At 71.1% G+C, this 21,718-nt stretch carries 18 protein-coding genes; 8 read left to right on the top strand and 10 right to left on the bottom strand.

Going from position 1 to position 21,718, the window contains the following annotated elements:
- Window positions 1-522: 522 nt before the first annotated feature.
- Window positions 523-1,317 (top strand): hypothetical protein, encoded by a 795-nt coding sequence (locus ACIBJE_RS18780; protein ID WP_396749912.1) that lies wholly within the window; start codon window positions 523-525, stop codon window positions 1,315-1,317.
- Window positions 1,318-1,558: 241 nt separating this feature from the next.
- On the opposite strand, the gene ACIBJE_RS18775 is transcribed toward ACIBJE_RS18780, so the two are convergent.
- Window positions 1,559-2,569 carry a D-alanine--D-alanine ligase gene (locus ACIBJE_RS18775; protein WP_396749910.1) on the bottom strand — a complete coding sequence of 337 codons (1,011 nt, stop codon included), beginning with the start codon at window positions 2,567-2,569 and terminating at the stop codon, window positions 1,559-1,561.
- A 7-nt stretch (window positions 2,570-2,576) separates the two neighbouring features.
- Complete coding sequence (locus ACIBJE_RS18770; protein WP_396749908.1) at window positions 2,577-3,887, bottom strand: PLP-dependent aminotransferase family protein; 1,311 nt, start codon at window positions 3,885-3,887, stop codon at window positions 2,577-2,579.
- 316 nt (window positions 3,888-4,203) lie between these two features.
- Here ACIBJE_RS18770 and ACIBJE_RS18765 point away from each other — a divergent pair, with 316 nt between their 5' ends.
- On the top strand, window positions 4,204-4,866 hold the full coding sequence (locus ACIBJE_RS18765) for a GNAT family N-acetyltransferase (RefSeq protein WP_396749906.1): 663 nt from the start codon (window positions 4,204-4,206) through the stop codon (window positions 4,864-4,866).
- Between the two features lie 34 nt (window positions 4,867-4,900).
- On the opposite strand, the gene ACIBJE_RS18760 is transcribed toward ACIBJE_RS18765, so the two are convergent.
- The 7 genes from ACIBJE_RS18760 to murJ all read right to left on the bottom strand — a co-directional run bounded on the left by ACIBJE_RS18760 (window position 4,901) and on the right by murJ (window position 13,315).
- Window positions 4,901-6,061, bottom strand: a complete 1,161-nt coding sequence (locus ACIBJE_RS18760) for an N-acetylmuramoyl-L-alanine amidase (RefSeq protein WP_396749904.1) — start codon at window positions 6,059-6,061, stop codon at window positions 4,901-4,903.
- A gap of 229 nt (window positions 6,062-6,290) precedes the next feature.
- Window positions 6,291-6,614 carry a thioredoxin gene (gene trxA, locus ACIBJE_RS18755; protein WP_396749902.1) on the bottom strand — a complete coding sequence of 108 codons (324 nt, stop codon included), beginning with the start codon at window positions 6,612-6,614 and terminating at the stop codon, window positions 6,291-6,293.
- Between the two features lie 33 nt (window positions 6,615-6,647).
- Window positions 6,648-7,598, bottom strand: coding sequence for a thioredoxin-disulfide reductase (trxB, locus tag ACIBJE_RS18750; RefSeq protein WP_088981377.1), 951 nt, complete (start codon window positions 7,596-7,598; stop codon window positions 6,648-6,650).
- Window positions 7,599-7,778: 180 nt separating this feature from the next.
- Window positions 7,779-8,726: a hypothetical protein gene (locus ACIBJE_RS18745; protein WP_396749899.1), complete on the bottom strand. Its 948-nt coding sequence runs from the start codon at window positions 8,724-8,726 to the stop codon at window positions 7,779-7,781.
- Entirely contained in the window at window positions 8,723-9,487 is a 765-nt protein-coding gene (gene sigM / locus ACIBJE_RS18740; RefSeq protein ID WP_396749897.1) for an RNA polymerase sigma factor SigM, read from the bottom strand. Before sigM ends, ACIBJE_RS18745 begins: the two co-directional genes overlap by 4 nt.
- Before the next feature lie 46 nt (window positions 9,488-9,533).
- Window positions 9,534-11,141 carry a protein kinase family protein gene (locus tag ACIBJE_RS18735; RefSeq protein ID WP_396749895.1) on the bottom strand — a complete coding sequence of 536 codons (1,608 nt, stop codon included), beginning with the start codon at window positions 11,139-11,141 and terminating at the stop codon, window positions 9,534-9,536.
- A 431-nt stretch (window positions 11,142-11,572) separates the two neighbouring features.
- The gene (gene murJ / locus ACIBJE_RS18730) at window positions 11,573-13,315 is read right to left on the bottom strand and encodes a murein biosynthesis integral membrane protein MurJ (RefSeq protein WP_396749893.1); all 1,743 of its coding nucleotides are present in this window, start codon (window positions 13,313-13,315) and stop codon (window positions 11,573-11,575) included.
- A gap of 124 nt (window positions 13,316-13,439) precedes the next feature.
- Here murJ and ACIBJE_RS18725 point away from each other — a divergent pair, with 124 nt between their 5' ends.
- Window positions 13,440-14,900 (top strand): CCA tRNA nucleotidyltransferase, encoded by a 1,461-nt coding sequence (locus tag ACIBJE_RS18725; protein ID WP_396749891.1) that lies wholly within the window; start codon window positions 13,440-13,442, stop codon window positions 14,898-14,900.
- Window positions 14,897-15,742: an alpha/beta fold hydrolase gene (locus ACIBJE_RS18720; protein WP_396749889.1), complete on the top strand. Its 846-nt coding sequence runs from the start codon at window positions 14,897-14,899 to the stop codon at window positions 15,740-15,742. Before ACIBJE_RS18725 ends, ACIBJE_RS18720 begins: the two co-directional genes overlap by 4 nt.
- Window positions 15,743-16,313: 571 nt before the next feature.
- Here ACIBJE_RS18720 and ACIBJE_RS18715 read toward each other — a convergent pair.
- Window positions 16,314-16,736 (bottom strand): VOC family protein, encoded by a 423-nt coding sequence (locus ACIBJE_RS18715; protein ID WP_396749887.1) that lies wholly within the window; start codon window positions 16,734-16,736, stop codon window positions 16,314-16,316.
- A gap of 249 nt (window positions 16,737-16,985) precedes the next feature.
- Between ACIBJE_RS18715 and ACIBJE_RS18710 the strand changes: the two genes are divergently transcribed.
- The 4 genes from ACIBJE_RS18710 (at window position 16,986) to ACIBJE_RS18695 (ending at window position 21,704) form a co-directional block, all read left to right on the top strand.
- Window positions 16,986-17,609 (top strand): Crp/Fnr family transcriptional regulator, encoded by a 624-nt coding sequence (locus ACIBJE_RS18710; protein ID WP_396749885.1) that lies wholly within the window; start codon window positions 16,986-16,988, stop codon window positions 17,607-17,609.
- A gap of 117 nt (window positions 17,610-17,726) precedes the next feature.
- The gene (locus ACIBJE_RS18705) at window positions 17,727-18,482 is read left to right on the top strand and encodes a hypothetical protein (protein WP_396749883.1); all 756 of its coding nucleotides are present in this window, start codon (window positions 17,727-17,729) and stop codon (window positions 18,480-18,482) included.
- A 247-nt stretch (window positions 18,483-18,729) separates the two neighbouring features.
- Window positions 18,730-20,610 (top strand): hypothetical protein, encoded by a 1,881-nt coding sequence (locus tag ACIBJE_RS18700; protein ID WP_396749881.1) that lies wholly within the window; start codon window positions 18,730-18,732, stop codon window positions 20,608-20,610.
- A 35-nt stretch (window positions 20,611-20,645) separates the two neighbouring features.
- Complete coding sequence (locus tag ACIBJE_RS18695; protein ID WP_396749879.1) at window positions 20,646-21,704, top strand: hypothetical protein; 1,059 nt, start codon at window positions 20,646-20,648, stop codon at window positions 21,702-21,704.
- Window positions 21,705-21,718: the final 14 nt, after the last annotated feature.

Genomic DNA, 21,718 nt, shown 5'->3' with positions numbered 1-21,718 from the left:
ACGTCGCCCGTCGCCCGTCGCCCGTCGCCCGTCGCCCGTCGCCCGTCGCCCGTCGCCCGTCGCCCGTCGCCCGTCGCCCGTCGCCCGTCGCCCGTCGCCCGTCGGTTTCACGTGAAACGCGTCGGCAGGGAGGCGGTGAGATCGGAGCCTCACCGAGTTGATCGGCGGCGGCCCACGGTCAGCGAGAAGGGGAGCAGTTGGTGGGGCTACCGAGGGTGTGGATCGTTATCCACAGCATCAACGGGGGCGTCATAGTTATCCACAGAAGTTATCCACAGGCAGCCTCGTTTCACGTGAAACCGCGCGTGAAACGAGGTGCCAGCCTGTGGATGAAGGGTGTGATGTGCGCCTCGATCGCGGAAAAGTGGGCGTCGAGCGGAGGCGGCAACTCGACCGGAGCGAGCCGGTCGCCGGTGTGGCGCGGGCCGAGGATCGACGTGCGCGACCGCTGACGACGAGTGCCGACAGGACCACGCATTCGGGTAGGGACAGGGGGTCTCGGACTCGGTTAGGGTCAGCCTCGTGCCCCACACCCCTCCTGCTGTCCCGGACTTCACCCAATGGCCCTCCTTCCCCTTCGAGGGCGACCTCCACGTCAAGCGACTCGATGACGCGGTTCCGGTCGAGCCTCCCCGCAAGGGCGAGGGGGAACGGGAGTGCACCGCCTGCGCCGCGCCGGACGAGGCGTACATCTGGGTGGGGGAACGCTGGCGGGTCCGGGCGATGGACCGACCGACGGGTCTGCCGATGGTGCTGATCCTGGAGTCCCGCTCCCACCTCGATCTGGGAGACCTGCCGAACCTGCTCGCGGCAGAGCTGGGCGTGATGACGGTACGCCTGGAGCGGGCGATCCGGTCGCTGGACGGGGTGGCCCGGGTGCATGTCAATCGTTGGGGTGACGGCTCCTCGCACCTGCACCTGTGGTTCCTGGCTCGTCCGTACGGCCGGCTGCAACTGCGCGGGACGTTCCTCTCCCTGTGGGATTCGATCCTGCCGCCGATCTCCGAGGCGCAGTGGCGGGAGAATCTGGCCCTGGTGGCGGCCTGGCTCGGTGAGTTCGGTGGACGACCGCTGGCCGAGCCGTCCCGTATCCAGTGGCAGGCCCCGGCGAGTTTCAGCGACTCCTCCCGACAGGAGTCGGAACCGGTGGAGAGCGAGGCCGGCTCGGTGATCGAGGCAGCCGGAGAGACCGACGACGCGGTGCCCCGGATTCCCGCCCCACGGACCGATCCGGACCTGACCGCCCCGGAGACCCTGCCCGCCCCCGAGGACCAGACCGGCGACGAGGGAACGGACCGCCCGGCCGCCACCGCCTGACCCCGCAGAATCCGACCGGAGACGACACGGGCCCGGAGTGGGTTCCGTCCGAGGGCGGCACCGGCACCAGGGTGGCACCGGCACCAGGGTGGATCCCGATCAGGACGGGCTGTGCAGGGCATGCCCGTATGAGGGGCAGGGGTGCACGGCCCGCTCGCGCACGCCGACGACGACGGAAGCATCAGGGCCGGACGGGAGACCGTCCGGCCCTGATGCCGTGGTGGGAGATCCGGTGGGGCTGCTACGGGCGGCGGGCGGCGGTCTGCACCACCAGCGCTTCGAGCACCCGCCCGAAGTCGAGCCCGGCGGCCTGGACCGCCAGCGGCAGCAGGGAGGTCTCGGTCATGCCCGGCGAGACGTTGACCTCCAGCACGTGCGGCTGCCCCGAGTCGTCCACGATGAGGTCGACCCGGGAAAGGTCACGCAGCCCGAGCGCGGTGTGCGCGGCGACGGCGACCTCGGCAACCCGGGCCGCCGCCTCGTTCGCCAACCGCGCCGGGGCGTGCCAGGTCGTCCGCCCGGCGGTGTAGCGGGCCGCGTAGTCGTAGACACCGTTGCGCGGCACGATCTCCACCGCCGGCAGCGCCCGGGGGCCGTCCCCGAGGTCGACCACGGTGACCGCCACGTCCATCCCGGGAACGTACCGCTCCACCAGCGCAGTCGAGTCGTACGCGAAGCAGCCGACCATCGCGGCGGGCAGTGCGGTGGCGTCCCGGACGACGGCGGCGCCCAGCCCGGAACCGCCCTGCGCCGGCTTTACCATGACCGGCAGTCCGATCCGGTCGACGATCCGGTCGAGCACGGCCACCGCGCCCAGTTCGGAGAAGCGGTCGTGCGGCAGGGCCACCCAGTCGGGGGTGGGGATGCCGGCCTCGCGGAGCACCGTCTTGGCGGAGGGCTTGTCCCACGCCAGGCGGGCGGAGCGGGCGTCGCAGCCGACGTACGGGATCCCACAGAGGTCCAGTACGCCCCGGAGCGAGCCGTCCTCACCGGTCGCGCCGTGCAGGGCGATCACCACCGCGTCCGGCGGGTCGGCCGCCAGCGCGGGCAGCAGGGCGACGTCAGCGTCCCGGAGGTCCGCCTCCACCCCGGCCGCGCGGAGCGCGTCGAGCACCCGGCGGCCGGACTTCAGCGAGACCTCACGTTCGTACGACAGGCCCCCGGCGAGGACGAGGACCCGCAGCTCCCCGACGGCCGGAGCGGGCGACGGCGAGCCGGTGGAGCCGGATTGGTCGGTCAGGCTGGCAGACATGCCGAGATCATGCCAAGTCGGGTCCGGGCGCGTCCGCACCGGCCTGCCCACGTCGTCCCTGCTGGCTGACCTGGCCGAAGACCCGCCGCATGGCGATGTCCTGCTCCATGACGCCGGCCAGCCGGCGGACGCCCTCCCGGATCCGCTCAGGGGCGGGGAACGAGAAGTTGAGCCGCATGTGGCTGCTGCCGGAGCCGTCGGCGTAGAAGCCGGTGCCGGGCACGTACGCCACCCGGGCGGCGATCGCCCGGGGCATCATCGCCTTGGAGTCGAGGCCCTCGGGCAGGGTCGCCCAGACGAAGAGACCACCGGCCGGCCGGGTCCAGGTGGTGCCGGCGGGCATCAGGTCGGCCAGGGCGGTGAGCATGGCGTCCCGCCGCTCCCGGTAGACCTCGCGGTAGACCTTGAGCTGCTCCCGCCAGGGCATGGTGCCCAGGTAGGCGGAGACGGCGGCCTGGGCGTACCCGCTGGGGCAGAGGATCTGCGCCTCGCTGGCGATGACCAGCTTGTCGCGGACCGCGTGCGGAGCGAGGATCCAGCCGACCCGCAACCCGGGGGCGAACGTCTTGGAGAAGGTGCTGAGGTAGAAGACGCCGTCGCGGCGGCGGGCACGTAACGGCCGGGGGGCCTCCGACTCGAAGCCGAGCTGCCCGTACGGGTCGTCCTCCACCACCAGGAGACCGGCCCGTTCGCAGATGTCGAGCACCCGCTCGCGCCGCTCCTCGCTCAGCGTCACGCCGGCCGGGTTCTGGTAGGTGGGGATGGTGTAGAGGAACTTGACCCGCCGTCCGGCCCGGGCGCAGTCGGCGACGGCCGCCTCCAGCGCTTCCGGGATCAGCCCCTCGTCGTCCATCGGGACGTGCACGACCTGGGCCTGGGCGGACTGGAAGACCCCGAGCGCGCCGACGTAGGTGGGCCCCTCGGCGAGCACCACGTCACCGGGATCGAGGAAGAGCCGGGCGACCAGGTCGAGGGCCTGCTGCCCGCCGACGGTCACGACCACGTCCTCCGGGGACGCGCCGCACGAGGCGTCGATGCCGGAGAGGGCCATCACCTCGCAGATCCGTTCGCGCAGCTCCGGCAGGCCCTGGCCGATGCCGTACTGGAGGGTGGTGGTCCCGTGCTCGGCACCGAGCCGGCCGAGCATCTCGCCCACCGCGTCGAGCGGTAGCGCGGCGATGTAGGGCGCACCCCCGGCGAGCGACACCACCTCCGGCCGGCTGGCGACGGCGAAGAGCGCGCGGATCTCCGACGCGGTCATGCCCCGCACGCGTCGTGCGTACCGGTCGGTGTAGTCGTCGAGCGTCGTGCCGGTCATGACATCACCTCATCGGTTTCCCTCGGGTGGCTCCCGCCCAGGTCGGGGACCGCCGCGGCGACGCCCCTGTCTCCGCCGGACGGCCCGTGGTGACGCGGGACACCGGTTGGTCGATCCTAGTCCGTGCTGGTCGGGACGGGTATGGAACGTGAGCAGGCGTCCACATCCCGGACCGCGTCGATGACCTTCTCCTCGGTGGTGTTCGCGCGTCCCCTCCCACCGCGGCGTGTTGCGGCGTACGATCGCTCGTCGGGGACAAACGCGGCGGCGTGCTCCGCGGTGTCGTCACCTCCAAGCCTATTGTGGGGATGCGCCAATGTCGCGACGTCTGGTCAGCCTGACCCTCGACACCCTGGAAGACCTGCCCCGTCCGTGCCGGCAGTGCGTCTTCTGGGAGCTGGACCCGGTCTCCGCCGACCGCGCCTGTGCCGCCGGTGACCCGGGTCTGGAGAAGGAGGCGTGGGTCTCGCAGACCCTGCTGGAGTGGGGTTCCTGCGGCAAGCTCGTCTACGTCGACGGCATGCCGGCCGGGTTCGTGATGTTCGCCCCACCGGCGTACGTGCCCCGCTCGATGGCCTTCCCCACCTCTCCGGTCTCCGCCGACGCCGCGCTGCTGATGACCGCGCACGTGGTCCCCTCGTTCGCCGGGGGTGGGCTTGGCCGCATGCTGGTGCAGGGGGTCGCCCGGGATCTCACCAAGCGTGGCATCAAGGCGATCGAGGCGTTCGGGGACGCGAAGTTCGGCGACGTCGACGACCTGGCCTCCGGCGGCTGCGTCGCCCCCGCCGACTACTTCCTCTCGGTCGGCTTCAAGACGGTACGCCCGCACCCCCGCTATCCGCGCCTGCGGCTGGAACTGCGCACCGCGCTGTCCTGGAAATCCGACGTCGAGTACGCCCTGGAGAAGCTGCTCGGCTCGATGAGCCCGGAGACTCTGCTCCGGCCGGTCCGCCCAGCCACCAGCACCACCACCGGCTGACGTCCCGGGAGGGCTCGCCGTGCCGGGCCCCGGGTCACTCCGGCGCGCGGCCGGCGGCCACCACGGCGCGCAGCTCGCTGACGTCGATCGAGCCGGTCGGTACGTCCTGCTCGATCGGGAAGTACATCCGCTGCACGGCGGCGACGATCGCCTCCACGATCCGGTCCCGGAACCGGGGGTCGACCAGCCGGCGGCGGTCCTCGGGCGAGGTGAGATAGCCGACCTCGACGCGGACCGCCGGCATCCGGGTGAGCCGGAGCAGGTCCCAGGCCTTGGCATGGGTACGGCAGTCCCGCAGCCCGGTCCGGACGACGATCTCGCGTTGCACCAGGCCGGCCAGCCGTTCGCCGGTGGCCGAGGTGACGCCGTTGTCCGTCCCGTAGTGGTAGGTGGCCACGCCCTCGGCAGCGGGATTGTGGTGCTCGTCGGTGTGCAGGGAGATGAACACGTCCGCGCCGAGGGAGTTGGCCAGCTCGGCCCGGTCGGTGTCCGGCAGGCACCGGCCCGGCGACGGTCCCCGGGTGAGCTGCACGCGTACGCCCGCTGCGGCGAGCCGTCCCTCCAGCCGGCTGGCCAGGTCGTGCACCAGGTCCGCCTCGTTCCAGCGCAGCGGCCCGTCGTGCACCACCACACCGGGGTCGGTGCCGCCGTGGCCGGGGTCGATGACCACCGTCCGGCCGACCAGTGTCGGCCCGGACTGGCGGATGGCGTCGGACTCGCGTAGCCACTGCGGACGGCCACCGACCACCTTCCGGCCGAGCCGGCGCAGCGCGTCCAGCGTGTGCGGGCCGCAGGAACCGTCCGGGGTCAGTCCCACCTCCCGCTGGAACTGGGCGAGCGCGCGTGCGGTGCGCGCGCCGTAGATGGCGTCGGCGCGGCCGACGTCGTACCCCATCTCCAGGAGACGTTCCTGCAACGACCGTACGTCCTCGCCGGTGATCGGTTCGGGCACGGCGTGGTAGAGGGTGCGGGCGCCCAGTCGCCAGCGGGCCGCGTCCAACGCCCGCCAGGTCTCCGCGCCGACCCGCCCGTCCACGCTCAGCCCACGGGACTGCTGGAAGGCCCGGACGGCCCGTTCGGTGGACGCGTCGAACGCGTCGACGCTCCGTTCTGGGGGAAGCAGGTCGAGGTCGGTCAGGACCCGGCGGATCTCGCGTACGGCGGGTCCCCGGTCACCGGGGCGGATCGGACGCACGGATGACCCCCTTAGCGGCTGCTGACTTCTCGCCACCCACCGCGGTACGCAGGGGCTCTCGTCGTCGAGGACGCTTACGGAGCGTACCGTGGCCGGTGACGCTGCGTTCCCGGTTGCCGGAAGCGGTCCGGCACCCCGGTGCACGGCGGTCCGGTGTCGGCACACGACGGCCCGGGAACGGACGGGAGCCCCGCACCCGGGACGGGTACGGGGCTCCGGAACGCGTCGGTCAGAGCGCGGCCTGGATCAGCTTGACCAGCTCGCCCTTGGGCTTGGCACCGGCGATCGACTGCACCGGCTCGCCGTTCTTGAACACGGTGAGGGTCGGCACGGACATGACCCGGTAGGCCCGGGCGGTCTCCGGGTTCTCGTCGATGTTGAGCTTGACGATCCGAACCTGGTCGCCCATCTCGCTCGCGATCTCCTCCAGCAGCGGCGCGACCTTGCGGCACGGCACGCACCACTCGGCCCAGAAGTCCACCAGTACCGGCTTGTCGGACTTCAGTACGTCAGTGGCGAAGCTGGCGTCGGTGACCGCCGTCGTTGTACCCACTATGACCCTCCTCCGGGACTGTCTACGGGCTTGTCAGCTCAGGGTGGCGATGAACCGCTCGGCGTCGAGCGCGGCGGCACAGCCGGTGCCGGCGGCGGTGATCGCCTGCCGGTAGGTGTGGTCGACCAGGTCGCCGGCGGCGAAGACACCGGGGATGTTGGTGCGGGTGCTCGGCGCGTCGACCCGGACGTAACCCTCGTCGTCGAGGTCGACCTGCCCCCGGAAGAGCTCACTGCGCGGGTCGTGGCCGATCGCGATGAAGACGCCGGTGACGTCGAGCACCTTTGCCTCGCCGGTGTGCACGTTACGCAACCGGACACCGGTCACCTTGTTGTCCGCGCCGAGAATCTCCTCGACGGTGGTGTTCCACTCGACCTTGATCTTCTCGTTGCTCAGCGCCCGCTCCGCCATGATCTTGCTGGCCCGGAACGAGTCGCGCCGGTGCACGATGGTGACCGACTCGGCGAACCGGGTGAGGAAGCTCGCCTCCTCCATCGCGGAGTCGCCGCCGCCGACCACCACGATGTGCTGGTTGCGGAAGAAGAAGCCGTCACAGGTGGCGCAGGACGACACGCCGTGGCCGAGGTACTCCTGCTCGCCGGGGACGCCGAGCGGACGCCACGCCGAGCCGGTGGCCAGGATGACGGCGCGGGCCCGGTACGCCGTCTCGCCGACCCAGACGGTGCTCGTCGCACCGGAACCCGGCGTGCCGGTGTCGACCAGCTCCACCCGGGTCACGTCGTCGGTGAGGAACTCCGCGCCGAACCGCTCGGCCTGCTTGCGCATGTTGTCCATCAGCTCGGGACCGAGGATGCCGTCGGCGAACCCGGGGAAGTTCTCCACCTCGGTGGTCGTCATCAGCGCGCCACCGGACTGCACGCCCTCGATGACCAGCGGCTTGAGGTTGGCGCGCGCCGCGTAGACCGCCGCCGTGTATCCGGTGGGCCCTGAGCCGATGATGATCAGGTTGCGGACCTCGTCCACTGCCGTCTCCCGAGTGTGTGTGTTCGACACCGGCGCGCGCACCGGCGTCGATCCGAGTACCGACGCCTGGCATCGTCGGCGACTGACATCCAGAACGTCATCGTACGAAGTGGGGATTCCCGGCCCGCGCGTCCGGTGGGTGACGTCACGTGGATGGTCGGACGTCCGGCGACCGCGACCTCACCCTACCTGCGCCCGGTAGCGGGTGTCCGCGCCGGATCCCGGCACCCCGCACTCCGGCCCGGTCACCACGACCCAGCGATCGCCCTCGGCGTCCACCAGGCCGACCACCAGCGCCGGTGCACCCTGGAACGCCGCGTACTCAACCCGGTCCACGGTGATCCGTCCCCGGCCGTGGGCCGCGCCGACCGCACCGAGGCAGGCGTCGAGCGCCGCCCGGTCGGTGAGCCGGTCGAGGTCGGTGACACCTTGCGGCCGGCGCGGGTCCGATCCGGGCTGCTCCGTCGGGCTGGCGCTGTCGGTGGAGAGCACCTTCGGGCCGGTCGAGACCGTGCCGACGGTGTCCGGGGTGTAGCTGGTGCCGGTGCGGGTGGGGTCGGTGGCGAGCCGGAAGCCGCCGGCCGACGCGTCGCCCGCGATCGCGTTCTCCGGTGCGGAGCCCGCGTCCCGCTGCCCGGCCCCGAGGCCGACGAGCTGCGTGACGCCGAAGCCACCCGCGACCATCGCCGCTGCGGCGACCAGCACCGGGGCCGTCCGACGGGACCAGCGCCGCCGGGTACGACCGGGGGAGGCCGGACGGGGGGACGTGCCGACCACGGCCACCGTCCGACTCGGCTCGCCGCCGGATGCGCCGCTCGCAGCGGTGGCCGGCGACGGCGACGCCTGGGCGGGCACGGTCGCCGGTGCCGCCGGACCGGCCCCGGCGAGCGCGGCGGTGAGACGGTCGGCCACCGTCTCCGGCATGGTGGACGTCGACGCGCCCCAGGCGGCCAGCGCGGTGCCGACCTGGGCCGTCGCTGCGGTCAGCTCGTCGTGCTCCCGAGCCCATGCCGGGTCCTCCGCCACCAGCCGGGCGACCGTGGCCTCGTCGGGCGTGCCGTCCAGCGCGCCACCGACGTAGTCGGCGAGCAGGTCGTGATCGACCTCCCCGAACCGCCCGGCCGTCACGTGTTCTCCCTCTGGTCGGTGTGTTTCCGGGATCGCCCCGGCCCTGATCCGACGCCCTCGGGTGCTCGGGGGTTCCCGCTCGTGACGCCGGGCACGTCCGATCGGCCCGGCCGGGGGCCCCCGGTGCCGTCCGACGGCCCGTCAGCACCGGTGCGGAGATGCCCGAGCAGAACGGCCAGCCGGGCCCGGCCCCGGGCACACCGGCTCTTCACCGTGCCCTCGGCCACGTCGAGGATGCGGGCCACCTCGGCCACCGGGTAACCCTGCACGTCGACCAGGACCAGGGCGGCCCGCTGCTCGGGAGGGAGTTGCCCGAGGGCCTGCCGGACCACCAGCGCGGTGTCGTGGTCCGGGGCGGGGGCGGCCGGCTCGACGCCGCCGGTGGCCGTGGGGTCGTCGGAACGGTTGCCGTCCGGCAGCGGCACGGTGGGGTGGGCCTGCCGGCGTCGCATCCGGTCCAGGCAGGCGTTGACCACGATCCGGTGCAGCCAGGTGGTGACCGCCGAGTCGCCCCGGAACCGGGCCGCCGCGCGGTGCGCGGAGAGCAGCGCGTCCTGGAGGGCGTCGGCCGCCTCCTCCCGGTCGCCGATGGTGCGGACCGCCACCGCCCAGAGCCGGTCACGGTGCCGCCGGAACAGCTCGGTGAAGGCGTCGCGGTCCCCGGCGACGTGGGCGGCGAGCAGTTCGGCGTCAGTGGCAGCGGTGACCAGGGGTGGCGGACCGGCCGGCCCACCACCCGCGTCCGCGCCGCGCCCGGTCATCGCCACATCCCGTGGTCGGGGTGGTCAGATCGCCGTGACCGCCGGTTCACTGCACCTGGACCGTGATCTCCTGGACGATGAGCTTGAACCTGCCCGGATCGACCTCCGGCAGGTCGGTGACCCAGAAGAGGAGGTACTGGTACTTCTGGTCGGCCTCGAACCCGTCGAAGACCATCTTCGCGCCGTGGTTCTCCAGCGTCGGGCCGATCTGGTTGCTCTTGTACGCCTGGACGAGGCTCTTGTCGCCGGCCGAGGTGGACGGCTGGTCGGCCGCACCGCCATAGAGGTGCCCGGTCGCGCCCCGGTTGGACAGCAGCGCCTCCACCGACTTCACCGTCTGGGGCTGCTTGAGGTCGATCAGGATCCCCATGCCGTCCTTGAGGTTGCTGAACTTGGCGTTGTAGTAGCTGTCGGTCTGCCACGCCTCGTCCTGGTCGCCGTCGACGACCTTCTCGATGCCGTCGAACTCGTCCCGGGCCCTGCTGTCGGGGTCGATCACGCGTACCTGATCGGGACCGAGCTTCAGGGTCCGGATGGCCGCCGGCGCCGGGGCGGGGGCGTCGTCGCTGGCGGCCGGGGTCGGGTTCGCGGCCTGTCCGCCCGGGTCGTCCTCGCCGCCGCGCAGGGTGGTGACGCCGATGAGCAGGCCGACCAGGGCGACCACGAGCAGGCCGGCGATACCGAGCACCACCTTGCGGCCACCGGCCGGGGACAGCGGGGTGCGCTCGTCCTCGCTGTCGGAGGTGAACCGGAGCGGGCCGGCCTGTTCGAGGTACTGCTCGTCGGCGGGCACGTCCAGCCGGCTCAGCTCGGCCGTGAGCACGTCCGACGAGGGCGGCGCGATCTGCCGGTCGAGCAGGTCCATGGTCAGGTCGTCGAGGTACGCCGGCACACCGGCGCGGATCTGCCGGGGGGCGGCGAGGCCGCCGTTGGCGTCCCGGACCGCGTCCGGGATGGCGGCCCGACCGTGCCCGGCGGTGGCGCCGTGCAGCGGGGCCTCGCTGTGCGGCCAGTGCCCGGTCAGCGCGAAGTAGAGGACGCCGCCGACCGCCCGGATGTCGTTCTCCTGGCTGTCCGCGCCGTCGGTCCGCGCGTCGGCGAGCACCACCCGGCCGTCGTCGCTGATCATCACGGTGCCCGGGTGCACGTTGCCGTGGACCATGCCGGTGGCGTGCACGGCGGCCAGGGCGCTGGCCACGGCGTGCCCGATGCTGGTGGCGCGCGCCGGGTCCAGCGGACCTTCGGCGGTCAGCTCGCGCAGCGACCGGCCGTCCACCCATTCGCGGACCACGTACGCCCGCTCGGCCTCGTCGATGGCGTCGTAGACGCCGACCAGGTTGGGGTGGATCACCCGGCTGGCGGCGACCGCGGCCTGGAGCATCTCGGTGGCCGAGTCGCCACCGGGGTGCCGCAGCACGACCGCGACCGGGCGGCGCAGGATGACGTCGACCCCACGCCAGACCTGCCGGCCCGCACTGTCGTCGTTGATGTGCTCGACCAGCTCGTACCGCTCGGCAAGGATCTCACCGACTGTGGGAGCACCGAAGGTCATGACGGACGGAGCGCTCTCCTCCGCCTCCTGACCCTCGCCGACCTGGGTCACCCGTCCTCCCTCGGTGATCGTGTCGATCGATGGACCCGAACTGCTGGGCATGTGGCTTTCCCGCTCTGCCTCGTCAAGGAACCGGCTCGTGTCGTCGACGCGGAGCGCCGCCGGCGGCCGTACCCGTCGAGAGCGACCTTACCTGGGTTGCGTCTCTCCCCGACATGTCATCTTGCCGCCGTACCCGCACAGGGTGTCGGTTATGGGCGGTGTGTCCGGTCACGACCGTTGTCTGCCACGTTGCTGGCACATGTACGTGCCAAATCTAGAGGCTGACTGCAAGCGGTGACCGGAGGGGCCCGCCGAAACCGAGCGACCGGGTCGACCGCCGACGGGTTCCCCCCGATCGTCTGGTCATGCTCATCCGTACGGCCGGTTATCCACAGGCCGAACCGGTAGGTGAGCGGTGGCTCGCTGAGTTATCCACAGGTACATCCCCAGGTTGGTGATCCACCGTCACGCACTGTCCACAGGGTCGCGGATCAGCGGCCGAGCCGGCGGCGGACCATGCCGACCACCTCGGTGATCTCGCTGATCCGCAGCAGCATGGCCAGCCCGAGGTACGTGCCGGCGATGACCGCCCCGCCGACCACGAGCTGGACGATCGCCTCCAGTCGGCTCGGCGTGTCGCCGCCGGGCAGCAGCCAGATCACCAGCAGGCCGACCAGCGCGGCCCCGGCGGCGGCGACCAGCACCCGGCCGAGGGTCCGGACGATCGCGCCGAGTCCGATCCGCCCCACCCGGGGGCGCAGCAGCCAGGCCGAGGCGATCGCGGCGGCCAGGTACGACACCGCGTTGCCGATCATCATGCCGGCGGCGGCGAAGCTCGCCGAGAACGCGGCGAAGAGCACGATCTGTACGCCGATCCGCAGCGCCACCACCGGAATGTTGATCAGGGCCGGGGTGCGGGTGTCCGGCAGCGCGTAGAAGGCGAAGGTGAAGAGCTGGCTGACCGCGAACGGGACCAGCGCGACCGCAGCGACCAGCAACACCAGCGAGGTGGCCTCGACGTTCTCGTCGGTGAACGCGCCGTACCCGAACAGGGTCATCGACAGCGGGGTGGCCAGCACGGCGTAGCAGACCGCGATCGGGGCGAGCACCGCCGACACGGTCCGGGTGCCCCGGGACAGGTCGGCAGCCAGGTCGGCGTACCGGCCGTCGGCGGCGGCGGCGCTCATCCGGGGCATCAGCGCCGTGATGATCGACACGGCGATGATCCCGTGCGCCATCATCAGCAGCAGGAAGACGTTGTTGTAGATCAGCGGACCGGCCTTGTTGCCGCCGCCGGCTCGGTTGAGCAGGTTGAACAGGACGATCAGGCCGACCTGGCTGACCGCGACGTAGCAGAACATCCAGGCGCCGAGCCGGCCCAGCTCCGCCAGGCCCAGCGCCCGGAAGTCGAAGCGGAGCTTCCACCGGAAGCCCACCTTGCGCAGTGCCGGGAGCAGTCCCAACGACTGGATGACCACCCCGAGCAGGGTGCCGCCGCCGATCAGCAGGATCCGGCCGTTGGTCATCTCCTCCGGCTTGATGATCTCCGCGCCGAAGATGGCGATGTAGAGCCCGGCGGTGCCGATCACCACCAGGTTGTTCAGGATCGGCGCCCACATCGGGGCGGCGAAGTGCCCCCGGGTGTTGAGCACCGCGCTGATCAACGCGCTCAGGCCGGTGAAGAAGATCATCGGCAGCATCAGGTACGACAGCGTCCTGACCAGTTTCGGGTAGCCCTCACCCGACTGGTCACCGCCGTACAGCGCGGCGAGCTGCCCGGCGAAGACCAACGCCAGCAGCACCGCGACGCCGAGCGCGACCACCGCCAGGGTGAGCAGTCGCTGGGCGTACGCCTGACCGCCGTCGGCGTCGGCCTTGCGGCGGCGTACCAGCACCGGGATCAGGACGCTGGTCAGGATGCCGCCGAGTAGGAACTCGTAGACCATCCCGGGGAGGATCTGCGCGGTGGTGTACGCGTCACCGACCAGCGCGCCGCCGAGCGCGGCGGTCAGCGCGAGCGTGCGCAGGAAACCCGTGCCCCGGCTGACCAGGCTGCCGATCGCCATCACCGCGCTGTTCGTCGCCGCGCTGGTCTCCGCCACCTGCTCCGGCGGAGGGGCGGTCGACTCCAGCGCGGGTTGGTTCAGCGGCTCGGCGGAAATGTAGGTCGCACCGTCCGGCCGGCGGTCGTCTCCCCAGCCGGCGTTCGCGCTGCGGTAGAGCCCGCCGCTCATCGAGCCTCCAGGGGAACGAGATGGTTGGGCACGGGCCCGTACACGACCAAGACATTAGTCAACGCGTTCCCAGGTCGCGCCCGGCGGACCGGTTCACCCCCCGGACCGCTAGGCTGGCGCTCCGATGTCCGAAGCCTCCGTACCCCACGTCGCCGACCGTCGCCAGCTCACCGCAGCGCAGCGCAACGCCGTCGCCGAACTGCTCCGCGTCTCCCCGGTCGCCGACGAACTGGGCCGCCGGTTCGCCCGCGCCGGCCACGAACTGCACCTGGTGGGCGGTTCGGTCCGGGACGCCCTGCTCGGCCGGCTCGGCGAGGATCTCGACTTCTGCACCGACGCCCACCCGGACCAGACGCTGACGGTGCTCAAGGGCTGGGCCGAGTCGATCTGGGAGACCGGGCGTGAGTTCGGCACCATCGGCGCGCAGCGCGGCGGCCTCCGGCTGGAGATCACCACCTTCCGCGCCGAGTCGTACGACCAGGTCAGCCGCAACCCGGTGGTGGCGTACGGGACGAACCTGAGCGACGACCTGAAGCGGCGCGACTTCACCGTCAACGCGATGGCGGTGAGCCTGCCCGAGCACCGGTTCACCGACCCGTACGGCGGCCTGGACGACCTGGCCGCGAAGGTGATCCGTACCCCGGGGACGCCTCGCGAGTCCTTCGGCGACGACCCGCTGCGGATGCTGCGGGCGGCGCGGTTCGCCGCGCAGCTCCGTTTCGCCGTGCACCCGGACGTGCGCGTGGCGATGACCAAGATGGCCGCCGACCTGGACCGGATCACCGCCGAGCGGGTCCGGGACGAGTTCACCAAGCTGCTGACCGGCGGTGACCCGATCACCGGGCTGCGGCTGCTGGTCGACACCGGGCTGGCCGAGCGGTTCCTGCCCGAACTGACCGGGCTGAAGCTGGAGATCGACGAGCACGCCCAGCACAAGGACGTCTACGAGCACACCCTGACCGTGGTCGGCAACGCGGTCGCGCTGGAGGACGACGGCCCGGACTTCATCCTGCGGATGGCCGCCCTGATGCACGACGTGGGCAAGCCGGCCACCAAGGCGGTCGGCCCGGACGGGCGGGTCAGCTTCCACCACCACGAGGTGGTCGGCGCACGGTTGACCAAGGCCCGGATGAAGGCCATGCGTTACCCGAAGGACGTCACCGCCCAGGTCACCAAGCTGGTCGGCCTGCACCTTCGCTTCTACGGCTACGGCCGGGGCGAGTGGACCGACTCGGCGGTCCGCCGGTACGTCACCGACGCCGGTGACCTGCTGCCCCGGCTGCACAAGCTCACCCGCTCGGACTGCACCACCCGCAACCGGCGCAAGGCCGCCCAGCTCGCGGCGGACTACGGTGCGCTGGAGGAACGGATCGCCCGGATCGCGGCCGAGGAGGACCTGGCCCGGGTCCGTCCCGACCTGGACGGCAACGCGATCATGGAGTTGCTCGGCGTACCGCCGGGGCCGATCGTCGGACGGGCCTGGAAGCACCTCAAGGACGTCCGCCTGGAGAACGGCCCGCTCGACCGGGACGCCGCCGAGGCGGAACTGCTGCGTTGGGCCCGTACCGAGGGGATCGTCGAATGACCGCTCCGACCTTCGTTCTCGTCCACGGTGCGGGCAGCAACTCGTTCACCTGGGCGCCCATGCAGCGCGAACTGGCCCTGCGCGGCCACCGTTCGCTCGCCGTCGACCTGCCCGGGCACGGCTTCGGCGCGACGTTCCCAGCGGCGTACCAGGCACCGCAGGACCTCGCGGCGCTGGCGACCATACCGAGCGCGATGGCCGGCATCGGCCACGCGGACAACGTGGCGCACGTGCTGGATGTGCTGCGGCGGGTGCGCGCACACGGGCCGGTGATCCTGGTCGGGCACAGCCGGGGCGGGCTCACCCTGACCGGGGTCGGCAATGCCGCGCCGGAGTTGGTGGACCGGCTGGTGTACATCTCGGCGTGGTGCTGCGTCGACGACACCCCGGCCGGCTACCAGACCTCGGCAGAGAACGCGTCGAGCGCCCTGAACGACGTCGCCGACCTGATTGCCGCGAATCCGATGGAACTCGGCGCGCTGCGCTTCAACTGGCGTACCGCCGATCCGAAGCTGCTCGCCACGCTCCGGGAGGCGTGCCTGGCCGAGGGCACCGACGACGAGTTCTACGGCTACCTCAACACCCTGGAGCCGGACGAGAGCCTGGACCCCGGCGAGGAACGGGCCGACGCGGCGACCTGGGGCACGATCCCGCGCACCTACGTACGGCTTACCGCCGATCGCTCGATGCCGATTGCCCTCCAGGACCGGTTCATCGCCGAGGCCGACGCGCTGACCCCCGACAACCGGTTCGACGTCCGGTCGCTCGACGTCAGCCATGTCGGCGTACTGGTCCGCCCGGCCGAGACCGCAGCGCTGCTCTCATCGCTCGTCGAAGCGTGACGAAGCGGCCCGGCTGGCGGGAGGGCGGACGGGCCGTGCCGTACCGGTGGGGGCGTGTCGTCCCGAGTTGGGCGCCCGGCGGGGCCGTGGAGCGCTGACCTCGTTCAGCCTCCGTAGCCCTACCGGCTGTACGAAGATCGACCCGCCTACTGCGCGAACGCGGTCTCGCAATGACCGTGCCGCAGCGGGGCACCTACGTGGCGGAGCAGTCATAGTCGTGGTCGCCTGGCCCGGCCGCAGGTCGACCACAGTGCCGGCGGATGGGGGCAGGCGGGCGGGACGCACCCCCTGCAGACGCTGTAGAGCTGCCCGCACGGACGGGGCAGCAATCCCGGGCAACCCCGGAGGCGCTGGCGGTGACCCGCTGGGGCGTCTACCGCCAGCGGCGAACGGGGTCCGACAGCAGTCGGAGTCTGGGCGCACAGACGGGGCAGTTCCAAAGGACGTCGGGTGGTACTCCTCGTCCTGGCCGGTCGATGCCGGCGTGCTGTCGTTGTGGCCCGGACGCTACGACCGGGCCGCACGCCAGCGACCGGCGGAGAGTGCGCGGCCGGTAGGCGGGCCGACCGTGTCAGCCTGCGGGCGGCACCGTCAGCATCCAGAGGTGCCCGTCCGGGTCGGCGAAGGTGCCGGTGTATCCCCAGGGTTGCTGCGCGGGCTCGGTGACGACCTCGGCACCGGCGCCCCGGGCCCGCTCGACCGCCCGGTCGACCTCCTCGGCGGAGGCAAGGCCCAGGTTGAGGACGCACTCGCTCTGCCCACGCGGGGCGACGTCGTGAGGGCCGATGACCCAGCCGAAACCACCGCTGGGCACCAGCATGAGGCGCAGACCCTCGTTGACGACGAACTGTAACGGCTCGGGGACACCGTCGGAGGCCGGTTCGCCCACGGCCGTCAGCCCAAGGGCCTCCCGGTAGAAGCGGTACGACTTCCGACGGTCGGCGATCGGCAGGCTGACCAGGACGGGTGAGTGGAACGACACGGCAGAGTCCATGCGGGTTGCCTACCAGGTGCCTGTGACAGCGTGCGTCGCCGGTCCAGGAAGTGCCTTCAGGGTGCTGCCTGTCGCTCTGGAAATGATCTCCGAACCATCTAATTTGATCTTAATGGTTGGAGCGGAGAGGTTCTTGTCGAGAAGAAAATAACCGTTGCCTGTTGTGGCCCTATCCTGCCTGCCCTACCGTATGTCTCCATCCCGCCGGATCTCGTCGGCAGGACTGACGAATCGTGTCTGTGGGAGTAGGTGTGGACGCTTCCGGGATTGCCCGTCCGAGCGGTTCCGCACTGGTCTGGGCGACGAGCGCCGGGTCGAGGGGAAGCCGCCGCCGTTCCAATCGATCGGCGCGGGGTAGATGACGACGACCAAAGAACGCTGCTCGCCGTGCGGGTCGGCGGCGAGATCATCGGTGAGATGGCAGCAGTGGACGGCGAACCGCGCTCGGCAACGGTGGTTACGTGCGGCGACGTTTCGGCCAGGCGCATCGAGCTGGGCGAACTTGGCCGAATCAGCAAGCTCCATCCAGACATCGACGCGGAGATCAAGAGGACCTTCAGTAGTCGATTGCGGTGGGCGAACCGACAACGTATCGACCTCGGAGCCTACGACTCGCGCACCCGGATCGGACGCATCATCGTCTGGCTGGCGGAGATGCACGGTGTTACGACGTCAGAGGGCGTCGATCTTGGCCTTCCGCTACGACAGGGCGAGCTGGCGTCGATGGCGGGGGTGGCACTACCTACCGCGGAGAAGGCGCTGACAAATCTTGATCAACAAGGGTTGATCGCGCGGGGATACCGGCGGCTGGTGGTCAGGGACCTGGAAGGTCTGCGCCGGGTCAGCCAGATGACAGATCACACCCCGTACTAGTACGGGATTCTCATCCACCTCTTGCCGCACAGTTGCGAGTGGGACCGATGTGGCTTGTATGGGAAGGCCGTTTCATTGACTTCTGTTGGATCCTTTGATCGCAAGTTGTGTGTTTCGGTGGATGCCGAGAGCTACGGCAGACGGGTCGACTGGGCGCAGGAGGAGCTGCAACAGCTGCTCGTCCGGCTCTTCGTCCGGGCAGCGAAGGCTGCCGGCCTCGACCGTGCGACCTGGATGACCCAGGCTACGGGGGACGGCGAGCTCGCTCTCGTGCCTCTCGGTCGCGACGAGCCGAGGGTCGCCGACGACTATGTCCGCCACCTCGACGCGGAGCTGGACCGACTCAACCGCCGTCGGGTCGACGGTGACCGCGTACGACTCCGAGTCGCCATCGCCGAGGGGGCGGCGTACCCCGGAGCGAACGGGTACGCCGGACAGGGCGTGGTGGCGGTTGCCCGACTACTGAACTCGACCCCCCTCCGACGGGCGCTAGCTGCGGCTCCCCAGGCGAATCTGGCGTTGGCTCTCTCCGACGGCGTCTTCCAGGCGCTTGTGCTCGGCGACCACACGTCCTACGTCGAGGGCGACTTCCACCGGGCACAGGTGGTGGAGAAGGAGTACCGGGCGAGTGCGTGGGTGCGGGTGCCCGGCGTCGACGTCCACCGTCTCGATCTGGCCGGCGACGATGCCGATGCCGCACCCGGGCAGGCACAGCAGGGGCAGGGCCCGACCGACGAACCGGTCGGCCGGGCTGCGGCGGGTGCGCCCGGGCCGCGACCACAGCGGCACGAGGCAGACGTGATGAACGTCTTCCATGGCGGAGTGGACGCCAGGCACGCCACCTTCGGCTTCTCTGGTGGGAGCCGTGGTTGACCCGGAAGCGCCTGTCGGACCGGACGGAGCAGAAACCGAGACGGCACCGCCCGGGCCGGACTCCCCCGGTCCAGGCGAGCAGTCCGCCGTAGGTGGACCCCCACCCGCCGCCCCCCTCGAGCCGGAAACCCCCGACCTCTGGGAGCAGCGCCAAGAGGCGCGGGTCATCAATCAGTTCTACGGCCAGGTGCACGCGGGCCAGGCGACCTTCGGTCTGGCCGGGGGAATAGCGAAGGTCCAGGCCTCGGTGGGTCGGATCCCGGCTGCCGAGGTCGACCACGCTCTGCGGTACTTCGTACGGCCGGACGGTCACCGGCGGGCCGAAGCTCTGCTCGATCAATTCAGGATCGTCTTTCTCGTCGGCGGACCCGGGATCGGACGCCGGACCGGTGCTCTGCAACTGCTGCGCGGGCGGACCGGAGCCGGGGGCCGGATCGTCGGTCTCTCCCCGGCGATCACCCTGGCTCAGCTCAACGAGTACGACTTCGTCCAGGGCCGTGGATACGTGGTCCTCGACTGGCTCGGTGAGAAGCGCGAGGTCGCGGTGCAGGCGTTCGACGCCAGACGGCTCGGTGAGCGGCTGAATCGCCTCGGGGCCCACCTGGTGTTCACCACCAACCAGCAGAACCTGGGCTGGAGCGACGACGACCTCACCGTGCCGTGGAGCCCGCCGGAAACCGGCAAGGTCCTGGACAGGTACCTCGATCTCGGCAATCCCCTCGATGCCGAGGCCGCCGAGCGGATCCGGTGTCGGGTGGCCGAACTCCGTCTCCCCGGCGAGATGGTCCGTTTGCTGGACCGTCTCGGCCAGGGTGTGGACGTCGCCCTGGCCGAGGCGGAACACCACGAGCGGAACCGGGTAGCCAAGTGGTTCGCGGAGACCACGTCCTGGTCCGACCTGCTCCGGGTCACGGCACTCGCCTTCGTGCACGGGCTCCCCGAACGCAAGTTCGAGGAGGCGCACGCCCGGCTCTGCGAGGTCGACCGCGCGGAGGAACTCGCCCGGTCCGGCAACGCGTTGCCTCCGGTGCCGGAGACGTCAGCGCGCGAGCCGTTACAGGAACGACGCAACCTCTACCGGGACGGCGGACTGGTGACCCGCCGCACCGGTGTCGACCCCGCCGACGATCTCGGGTGGGCCGAACGCCGTGTGGAGTTCGTCGCCGCCGGCATGCGTGAGTACGTGCTCCACGAGCTGTACGAGTGCGGTTACCGGCTCTGGCGTCCGCTGCGGACCTGGATCGACGAGTTGGCCACGTCCCGTGACACGGAGGTGCGCCTGCAACTCGCCCTCGGGATGGCCCTGCTCGCCCGAAACCATGACGCCGCCCCTCAGGTGCGGGACATCCTCGTCGGGTGGGCAAAGGGTCGTGCCGCCACACGGTTCACCGCGATGTCGGTCCTGTCCTGCATGGCCGCCGACGACACGTTGGCACCGATCGCACTGCAACTGGTCCTGAACTGGTCCGACGGAAAGGGGCAGGGACCGGCGGTGACTGCCGCGATGGCGCTCGGTGGCCCGCTCGGCATCCGCTACCACACCGAGGCGGAGCCCTGGCTCTGGCATCTGTCCACCCGGGGGAAGCCCATCCGTGATCTGGCCGTCCGTTCGCTGGGCCTGCTGTTCTGCACCGCTGCGGCCGACCCGGGGGCGGCGACGCTCCTGCTCAAGCGCCTGAGGGTACGGCTGCGTCGCACCCTCACCCAGGCCCCGGAGCCCCGCATCGCGTGGCACGCGACAAACGCGGTCCTCGAAGTGCTCTCCGTGGAGCACCTCGAACGCGCCGAGCCGGTGGTGGCCTACCTGCTGCGCCAGCGGTGGGAGGCGATCGAGCCGGTGGGGGCCCTCTGGGCCGAGGCTCTCCGTAGCCTGCCTCACCGCTCGTCGGCCATCGCCGCGCTGCGCCTGACCCTGGAATGCCTCGCCAGCCACGTCGGAGCCGAGCCCACGGTGCGTGAACTGGGCGCCGTGCTGCATCGGCAGTCGACGGAGGCGGAGCGCGTACGTCTGCGCCGGGATCTGACCCAGGCCCTGCGTGACCCTGCCGATCCCCTTTCGACCCGACCGGTGATCGCCGCGCTGCTCGCGGCCCTCGCCGGCGGGACGGCCGGTACCGATCCGCGTTGACGGGGCCATCCCGCGACATTCGAGAGAGAGACCTGATGTCTTATCCCGTCCTCATGGAGAAGAACCTGCCGCCGGCGCCGCGCCGCCTTTTCGGTGCCCGTCGACGGTCCGTCACCGACCTGCCCGCCCTGCCACCGGGCGCGGTCTACGTGTTCCGGGTCAACGGACAGCAGCGACTCTACGGCGACCGTCACCTCGACCACAGCGACGACGTCGTGGTCGAGGCGAGCGCGGTCAGCGTCGTACAACGTCGCGCCGCCATCCAGCAGTGCGTGCTGGCCATTCCCTCGATGAGTGCGGCGGACGAGTTCACGGTGGTCGTGAGCTTCCGTTGTCAGGTCATCGGTCCGGAAGCGGTCGCCGAGGCCGGGCTGGCCGATCTCGTCACCGTGCTGACCAACCACCTGTGGCAGGACCGGGAGCTCAAGAATCTTGGTCTCCAGTACCGGATCGAGGACATCAACGAGGTCCGCCGTCAGGCGGACGCCCGGGTCACGGCCTACTGCCACCTGGTGCCACCGTCGGTGCCGGGAATGGATGTCGCCCTCAGCTCCGTCGTGGTGCATCCCTCCGCCGACCTGCGCGCCCAGCGTCGGCGGGTCCGCGACAAGGAATGGGACCAGGAGGTGAGTCGACTGGATGTGGCCTGGCAGAACGGCGAGGTCGAGCGGTACGCCTCGATCCTGTCCGCCGGACCCGTCTACGCCGACGCTCTGGGAGTCAGCCGTAACGAGATCAACGTCGGGCAGGTCGCCGAGCGGATGCACGACGTGGAGGCGGAGCATCGCCGTTACACCAGGGAAGCCGAGGCGGAGCACCACCGTCTCGCCAGGGAAGCCGAGCTGGAGCACCGCCGGCTGGTTGGGACCGTGGTGCAGGACATGGTCACCCGTGGCCTCCTGGACCGGGCGGACCTCGATCCGGTCCGTCTGGTGGACGAGTTGATCGGCGGAAATGCGCAGCAGGTCGGCAGCAGGCCGGCCGCAGTCGACGAGCCGCCGGTCCCGCTGCCCCAGGGGCCGCAGGGTGGTGGGCAGCGGGACGGTGGCGACGCTGGGCCGGACTTCATCCCGAATGAGGCGGACATTGACTGACCACGGCAGGTCGA

Source organism: Micromonospora sp. NPDC050187, from assembly GCF_044459745.1.
In the GTDB taxonomy this organism is placed as follows: Bacteria; Actinomycetota; Actinomycetes; order Mycobacteriales; family Micromonosporaceae; genus Micromonospora.
This window is presented reverse-complemented; position numbering and strand designations above follow the sequence as displayed.